Source organism: Streptosporangium sp. NPDC003464 (assembly GCF_053588315.1).
The window spans coordinates 23,780-30,949 of sequence record NZ_JBSFPS010000104.1; the positions used below are offsets into that span (position 1 = coordinate 23,780).

Genomic DNA, 7,170 nt, shown 5'->3' on the forward strand with positions numbered 1-7,170 from the left:
CGACGCATCCCCCATCCGCACAAGTTGGAGCCGTCATGAGCGACCGGAGCACCCCACATGAGCCGCACCACCCTGACCACGCGTCGGGCGGTACCCATGGCCACGAGCACGAGCATGGTCACGGGCACGGGCACGGGCACGGGGACGGGGAGGGTGGCGGCGGCAGGATCCGTGCGCTGCTCGCCCGCGCCGGGCACGCCTTCACCCCGCACAGCCACGACAGCGCGGACAAGACCGATGCGGCGCTGGAGTCCAGCAGCCGCGGCATGCGCGTCCTGGCCATCTCCTTTGCCGCGCTCATGGTCACCGGTGTGGTCCAAGCGGTCATCGTCGCCCGCTCCGGGTCGGTGGCCCTGCTGGGCGACACCTTGCACAACTTCGCCGACGCGCTGACCGCCGTACCGCTCGCGATAGCGTTCTCGGTCGGCAGGCGGATGGCCACCCGCCGCTTCACCTACGGCTATGGCCGGGCGGAGGACCTGGCGGGCATCGTCATCGTCGTGCTGATCGCGGCCTCGGCAGCTCTGGCCGGGTACGAGGCGGTCAAGCGGCTGATCGATCCGCAGAACGTGGAGGCGCTCGCCTGGGTGGCCGGCGCCGGGTTCGTCGGCTTCCTGGGCAACGAACTCGTGGCCCGCTACCGCATCAAGGTCGGCAAGGAGATCGGCTCGGCGGCCCTGGTGGCCGACGGGCTGCACGCCCGCACCGACGGCTTCACCTCGCTGGCCGTACTGCTCGGCGCCGGCGGCGCCGCGCTGGGTTTTCCCATCGCCGACCCGATCGTGGGCCTGCTCATCACCGTGGCCATCTGCCTGGTGCTGCGTGACGCCGCGCGTGAGATCTACCACCGGCTGATGGACGCCGTCGACCCGGCGCTGGTCGAACAGGCCGAGCAGGTCCTCGCCACGGTGCCGGGCATCCGGCGGGTGGGCTCGGTACGGCTGCGCTGGATCGGCCACGCCCTGCGCGCCGAGGTGGACATCCAGGTGGACCACCAACTGTCCCTGGTCGAGGCGCACGCACTGGCCGTAGAGGCCGAGCACCGGCTCATCCACGAGGTGCCCCGGCTGAAGGCCGCCACCGTGCACGCCGATCCCGACGGCCCGGCCGGGGCCGATCACCACGCTGTCTTGCTCGCTCATCGATAGTGGGCAGGGCTCACGACCCGCCACCCCCGGTTGCGTGGCGGGCGAGAAACACCGCCGGGCGGGCCCTCCGCTCCCGAACGTGTCCCCAGCCGTCAGGTAGCGGGGGGAGAGATCACGATCGCGGTTCGTGATCGTTCGGACGGGTGAACGCGGCTGGTCGGGTGTGGTCTCTGCTTGATCGTGTCCGTTTTGGAGACGGTCGGGTGGAGAGGTTCGAGTGCGTCGGGAGTGGGAGCCGGAGGAGCTGATCGCGGCATGGACGCTGCCGGCCCCTTTAAGGAGCCCGGTGGGTGCTCGGCCGCTCTGAGCAGGTCCAGGCGCGTCGGCCCTGGCGGGGGCTGCCGGCGGCGCCGGAGGACAACACCATTTTCTCACTTAGAGTAGTTAGACATGACTTCATTGTGACCATGCTGTTAAGTGGTGACGATCTCGCAGCGCTGCGTGAACGGGACCGGCCCTTCTGGCGAATCCGTGACCTACGCAAGGAGTCAACTGAGCATGTCCAACCCTGTCGTCGACATCTGGGGCCCGGCCGCCCCCATCGCCCACCTCTCGTATCCCTCCGCGCCCGAACCGCATGAAGAATGGTCCCTCTCCGGCGGGACGGCCTGGGTCTACTACAGCCCGCTGAACCGCAGGCAGCTCGTGCGGCCCGTCATCCTCTCCGATGGCTTCTCCAGCGGGTCGAGCAACCTGGACCAGCTCTGGCACGGCCTGGAGGAGAACGGCGACTACCGCTTCGTCTCCGAACTCCACGCGACCGGACGCGATGTGATCATCCTCGGCTACGACGACCGGACGGCATCGATCACCGACAACGCCGACACCGCCATCGACTGCATCCGCCGGGCCGTCAGCGAGCGGGTCGGTCGGGCGAAGCTGGTAGTGGGCGGGTTCAGCATGGGCGGGCTGGTCACCCGCTACGCGCTGGCCAAGATGGAGCGCGACCCCGCCCTTCCCGACCACGAGACGTCCCTCTACTTCTCCTACGACTCCCCCCACCACGGCGCGTGGTTCCCCATCGCCCTGCAGGCCTTCACGCACTTCGCGACCGACAACTGGGGCGATGACCCCAACGTGGGCCCCTACCTGCGCCAGCTGTCCGGGCTGCTCAACAGCCCCGCCGCGCGGCAGATGGCACGGTGGCACATCGAGAAGGTCGGCGACACCCCGCAGTCGGCACCCGAGCGGGTGGCGTTCCTCCAGAAACTCGACGAGCTCGGAGGATGGCCGCGCGACGTCCGCAAGATCGGTGTCGCCAACGGAGTGGACACCGGCGTCGGCAACGGCGTCCAGGCCGGTGCGAGGGCGGTGAGGTGCAACGGCCAGACGCTGCACGACACCTGGCTCAACACCCAGGCGCAAGGCGATCAGACAGTCGCCCGCCTGCACAAGACAGACGACGGCGAGCCGACCTCGGTGCGCACCAGCGGGCTGCCGGACATCGACGGTGCTCCCGGAAGCCTGTTCACCATGCCCTCCTCCGCGGGCGACGCCGGCAGCTTCGGCATGGCCGCCGCCCTCATGGCTCTGCTCGGCAACACCGTGGACCCCGACGTCATCGGCACGTCCTGCTTCATCCCCGCCATCAGCGCCCTCGCGGCCGGCGACATCGACGACTCCAAGGCGCTGTACCGTCCGATCACACCGGACCGCAGCGCCCTGGACGCCTTCGTGTGCACCAGCCGCAACGAAGGACACACCACCATGACCGAAGAACTCGGCGCGTGGATCGTGAACGAGATCGTGGCCCAGTGACCACCGGGTGGGCGGGCCGCACCGGCCCAAGCCCGCCCACCCCAATTCTCCCGCAGGAGGTCGGCCGGCGCCGTCCGGACAGCGGCCCGGCTCCCCCGTGGGCGCGTGCGAGGGCCGCGATCGAGGTGCCCTGTCATGGAAGGCCGCCCGCACTTCATCACACCGGGCGCCGTTCAGCGCGGGCGGCCGGCCCCGGTAACGTCCTTCGGCTTCGGCCGCGGCGACCCCCTCGGCGGTCAGTCCGTTCTGCAGGTCGCGCTGGAACCGCCCAACGGCGGTGATCACGTTGATGAGCAGAGCGGTGGTCGCGTCGTTCGCGGCCAGGTCGTGGAAGTTCGACAGGGGCCCGGACAGGACACGCAGGGCGACGCCGCGGGCCTGGCACCAGTCGCGCACGGCGTGGATGCCGACCAGGTCGCAGTGAACGAGCGGGAGTGGACGATCCGCACCGGTGGCTCCTTGAGAGGAGGACGGAGCCCCCTTCTACCTGTCGGAAAATCCTGTCGGCGATCCGAGCCCGGAAACAGCCGCCCGGGGCGGTGCTTCATCACCCGATGCCCAGTTTCCTGGGCCGTCGGAGGCCGGGTCGGCGTGGTGTCGGGAAACCGTCCAATACCGACACCCCGTAAGGCCCGCACATGATCAAGAACTACCTGGCGGCTGGGGACACGTCAGGGAGCAAAGGGTCCCATCGAGGCGTGATCCATTTCTGGCGTATTCCGGCTGTCCCCCTCACGGGCCGACACCAGCTCACAGGGGACCGATTCCCGCTCACCACGTCTTGGCCTTCATCGGCAGGCCGTTCCAGGGGCGTGTCTGATCGCGCGCCGAAAGGCGCGAAGGAACTCCGAGTCCTCGTCGGGGTCGGCGCCTGCTCACAACATGCGATTAGCCGCCAAGTAGCGCTGCGATGGACGGGTCCCGGTAGCCAACAGGACGGCGGCCACAGTCACGTAACTGTGGCCGGGATGAATGTGAGGAATGTCCGCAACGCCGCCGCATGGCGCGGAACGTGAGGCATGGCCGTGCAGCGAGCTCCCGGTTGGCGGCGGTGATCCCCGCCTTCTCATGGTTGCGTATCTCATGGGCGTACAGGCTGTGCTCGCGCACCGGATCCATGGGGCGCACAACCACTACTTTGAAGGTATGTCCTTATCAGCAGCCAGAAACGCCGCAAAAGTTTACACTTTAGGTTCAACGATACAGTTTAAACAATGACGGCCTCGATCCGGGACGCCGCGCGTCCCTTCACCGGCGGTACCCTCACCGCACTGCTGCCCCGCACCACCCGCCTGCTCGGCCTCGGCGAGCCCACTCACGGCGTCGAAGCCTTCCCCGAGCTACGCAACGAGATCTTCCGCCACCTCGTCGAACACGAGGGCTACCGCTCGATCGCCATGGAGAGCGACTGCCTGGCGGCCCTGGCTGCCGACGCGTACGTCACCGACGGCACCGGGACCCTCGACGACGCGATGAGGCACGGCTTCAGCCATGGCCTCGGCGCCTCACCCGCCAACCGCGAGCTCGTGCGCTGGATGCGCGCCTACAACGAGCAGCGTCCGCCGCAGGAGCGGCTCCGCCTCCACGGTTTCGACGGCCCCCTGGAGATGACTGGCGCCGCCAGCCCTCGCCCAGCATTGACCGCACTGCACGATTACCTCTCCGCCCACCTCGACCTGGCCTGGAGTCGCGAGACCCTCGACGAGCTGTTCGGCCCCGACGAGCGCTGGACCAACCCGGCCGTCACCACGGATCCCACCCAGTCCGTCGGCCGCACCCCTGAGGCCAAGGAACTGCGCCTGGTCGTCGACGACCTGCGCGCGCTGCTCACCGCACACACCCCTCACCTGACGGCCGCCACCTCCCCTGACGGCTGGTGGCGCGCTGACCTGTACGCCCGCACCGCTGCGGGGCTCCTGCGCTACCACGCCGGCATGGCCGACACCGCGCCCACCCGCGTCGGCACACTGATGTGCCTGCGCGATGCGATGATGGCCGACAACCTCGACGCCATCGTGGACCGCGAGGCCCGTCGCGGCCCCACCCTCGCCTTCGCCCACAACCGCCACCTGCAGAAAGACAGGAGCCGCTGGCTGTTGCCCGAGGGCTGGGGCCCGCTGGCGGGCCGGACGCTGGAATGGTGGAGCGCCGGGGCGATCGTCGGCACCCGCCTCGGTGAGCAGTACGCCTTCGCGGCCACCACCTTCGGCACCCGCGGCTCCGACGTCCCCCAGCCCGACACCCTCGAAGGGCGACTGTCGGCCCTCCCTGACGCCCGCGCCGTCATCGACCCCGTCCGCCTCGCCGCGGTCCTCGACCGGAAGCCAACGCCCCGCGTCCCGGCCGACCACACTTACCTTCCCCTCGACCCGGCCACCACCGACCAGACCGACGCCATCATCTTCGTCAAGGAAATCTGAGCCACCCTTTGGCCAGGGTGTCCACTCGCGGGCGTTCCGTTAGGGGCCCCCGGAACACCGAGCGATCAGGCTGGACGCCCAGGTCAAGGTGTTCCGTATACGGATCCCGGTAGTAATCGCGGAAAATCCAACGGATATAACCCTGACCTGCTCTGATGTGAGGGCGCCGCAGGACCGGTGCGCCGGTCGATGGGTGCGGTGGGCCGGACCGGGGATGTCGCTGACCTCGCCCGGATGCCTCACGTCAACGCTGGTCGGCGAGATCCACCGGAACGGCCGCCGCGCGACTCGGGTGCGCTGTCCAGTGCATCGGCGACCCAGCAGATCCGATGCGGGTCTTGGGCTTATGTGGGTCGGACCTCTCAGACGCAGGTGGGCTGCCCCGGATCGCGTCACTCCTCGCCGGAGAACCGCTCCCATGCGGACTGGCGGGTGATTCCGAGAGCTTCCCCGATCCTGGCCCAGGTGACGCCGCGCCGGCGCAGTTCCTGTGCCCATGAACGCAGGTCAGCCTCGGCCTGGTCGATGTGCGCGGCGACGCGCGGAATGTGGCTCAGCATCTCCTCGTCGGTCAGCGACTCCCACATGGGCACGCGCGGTGCTGCGGTGCTTTCGGGGCTCCCGTCGATGATCGACGCGGATAGAGCCACGCACTCGTTGCAGATGTACACGCCGGGGCCGGCGACCAACTTGTCGACCTCGGTGGTCGGCTTGCCGCAGAAGGAACACCGAGCGAGTCCGGCCAGGGTGTCAGGCGTTGTCACAGCACACTCCTAGGGTGTCAGGGCTTCCCTGACACCCTAGACCGTCAGGGACACCCTGACAACTCGTGTGCACGTTGCACCGCCCTGAAGCGCCTCGCTGACAACACCCCAGCAGCAGGGCGATGAAGAGTAAATCTCGGTCAGGTGGCGGTGCGGCCCCGGTGCGGCGGGTTGGACAGAACGACGGTGGGACGCTCATCCTGCAAGCACGTCCTCGGCACCGCCCACCGGATGCCCGCGCACGACCGGCGGCGTATACCTGAGAGTGTTTTCGCTCTGCCCGACCCGCCCGGTAACGATCAGGTGCCATCCGGTCGGATTCGGGCCGCGGACGGCTGGAATGGAGGACATGCCGTTACTGTCGCGTCGCCTTTCCTCCCGAGCTGATGTGCCTGTCGTCGCGGCGGAGGTGGTTCCGCCGCGGTTGCGTACTCCCCGGCCGGCGGTGTGGTGGATCGTGCCGGTCACGCTGCTGGTGGGCGGGGTGGTCGGCGGGCTGGCCTGGCTGCTGCTGGCGGCCGGGGGGAGCGCGGCCGAGGCCACCGTCCGTCAGGGCGCGATCCAGACCGCGCCGGCGGCCGGTGCCGGGGTCGGCGCGGCGGTCACGCTGATGCCGGCCTTCCGCCGGCAGCGTCACCAGGAGCACGCCGCGCACGTCACCGCCTACCTCACCCAGCAGGTGGCCGACAACACCAAGCACGACGCCACCGAGCGCCGGGTGACCGACCTGTACACCAAGGCGGTCGAGCAGCTCGGCAGCGACAAGGCCGCGGTGCGGCTGGGCGGCCTGTACGCGCTGGAGCGGCTGGCCCAGGACAACCCCGGCCACCGCCAGACGATCGTGAACGTGATCTGCGCCTACCTGCGCATGCCGTACGCTCCGCCGGAGCCCGCGCCCGCCCCTGACCCCGGGCGGGACCGCAAGGAGTCGCTACGGGCGGCCCGGCGCCGCTACCAGGCCGCCCGCGTCGGTATCCCCCTGCCCACCGACCCTCGTGCCGGGGTGGCATCTCCACCCGGGTGCCATCCCGCAGCCACCCGAACTTCGCCTTGCGGTAGGCGGACATCTGCACCCCGGCC

5 protein-coding genes and 1 pseudogene are annotated in these 7,170 nt (G+C 69.4%); 5 read left to right on the plus strand and 1 reads right to left on the minus strand.

Annotated features, from left to right (window positions below):
• The first annotated feature begins 35 nt into the window (after positions 1-35).
• From ACWDS7_RS23175 to ACWDS7_RS23190, 4 genes are all read left to right on the plus strand, one after another.
• Positions 36-1,148, plus strand: coding sequence for a cation diffusion facilitator family transporter (locus ACWDS7_RS23175; RefSeq protein ID WP_451930959.1), 1,113 nt, complete (start codon positions 36-38; stop codon positions 1,146-1,148).
• A 498-nt stretch (positions 1,149-1,646) separates the two neighbouring features.
• Positions 1,647-2,906 (plus strand): esterase/lipase family protein, encoded by a 1,260-nt coding sequence (locus ACWDS7_RS23180; protein ID WP_451930960.1) that lies wholly within the window; start codon positions 1,647-1,649, stop codon positions 2,904-2,906.
• A gap of 289 nt (positions 2,907-3,195) precedes the next feature.
• Positions 3,196-3,330: a hypothetical protein gene (locus tag ACWDS7_RS23185; RefSeq protein ID WP_451930961.1), complete on the plus strand. Its 135-nt coding sequence runs from the start codon at positions 3,196-3,198 to the stop codon at positions 3,328-3,330.
• Positions 3,331-4,120: 790 nt separating this feature from the next.
• Positions 4,121-5,326, plus strand: coding sequence for an erythromycin esterase family protein (locus tag ACWDS7_RS23190; protein ID WP_451930962.1), 1,206 nt, complete (start codon positions 4,121-4,123; stop codon positions 5,324-5,326).
• Between the two features lie 392 nt (positions 5,327-5,718).
• On the opposite strand, the gene ACWDS7_RS23195 is transcribed toward ACWDS7_RS23190, so the two are convergent.
• Complete coding sequence (locus ACWDS7_RS23195) at positions 5,719-6,090, minus strand: ClpX C4-type zinc finger protein (RefSeq protein ID WP_451930963.1); 372 nt, start codon at positions 6,088-6,090, stop codon at positions 5,719-5,721.
• A 424-nt stretch (positions 6,091-6,514) separates the two neighbouring features.
• Between ACWDS7_RS23195 and ACWDS7_RS23200 the strand changes: the two are divergent.
• Positions 6,515-7,170 (plus strand): annotated as a pseudogene (locus ACWDS7_RS23200) (hypothetical protein); the annotation flags it as partial.

Bases quoted from the DNA above. Each gene is read 5' to 3' on its own strand.
- ACWDS7_RS23180 (WP_451930960.1), top strand. From the start codon at position 1,647: ATGTCCAACCCTGTCGTCGACATCTGGGGCCCGGCCGCCCCCATCGCC.
- ACWDS7_RS23185 (WP_451930961.1), top strand. From the start codon at position 3,196: ATGAGCAGAGCGGTGGTCGCGTCGTTCGCGGCCAGGTCGTGGAAGTTC.
- ACWDS7_RS23190 (WP_451930962.1), top strand. From the start codon at position 4,121: ATGACGGCCTCGATCCGGGACGCCGCGCGTCCCTTCACCGGCGGTACC.
- ACWDS7_RS23175 (WP_451930959.1), top strand. From the start codon at position 36: ATGAGCGACCGGAGCACCCCACATGAGCCGCACCACCCTGACCACGCG.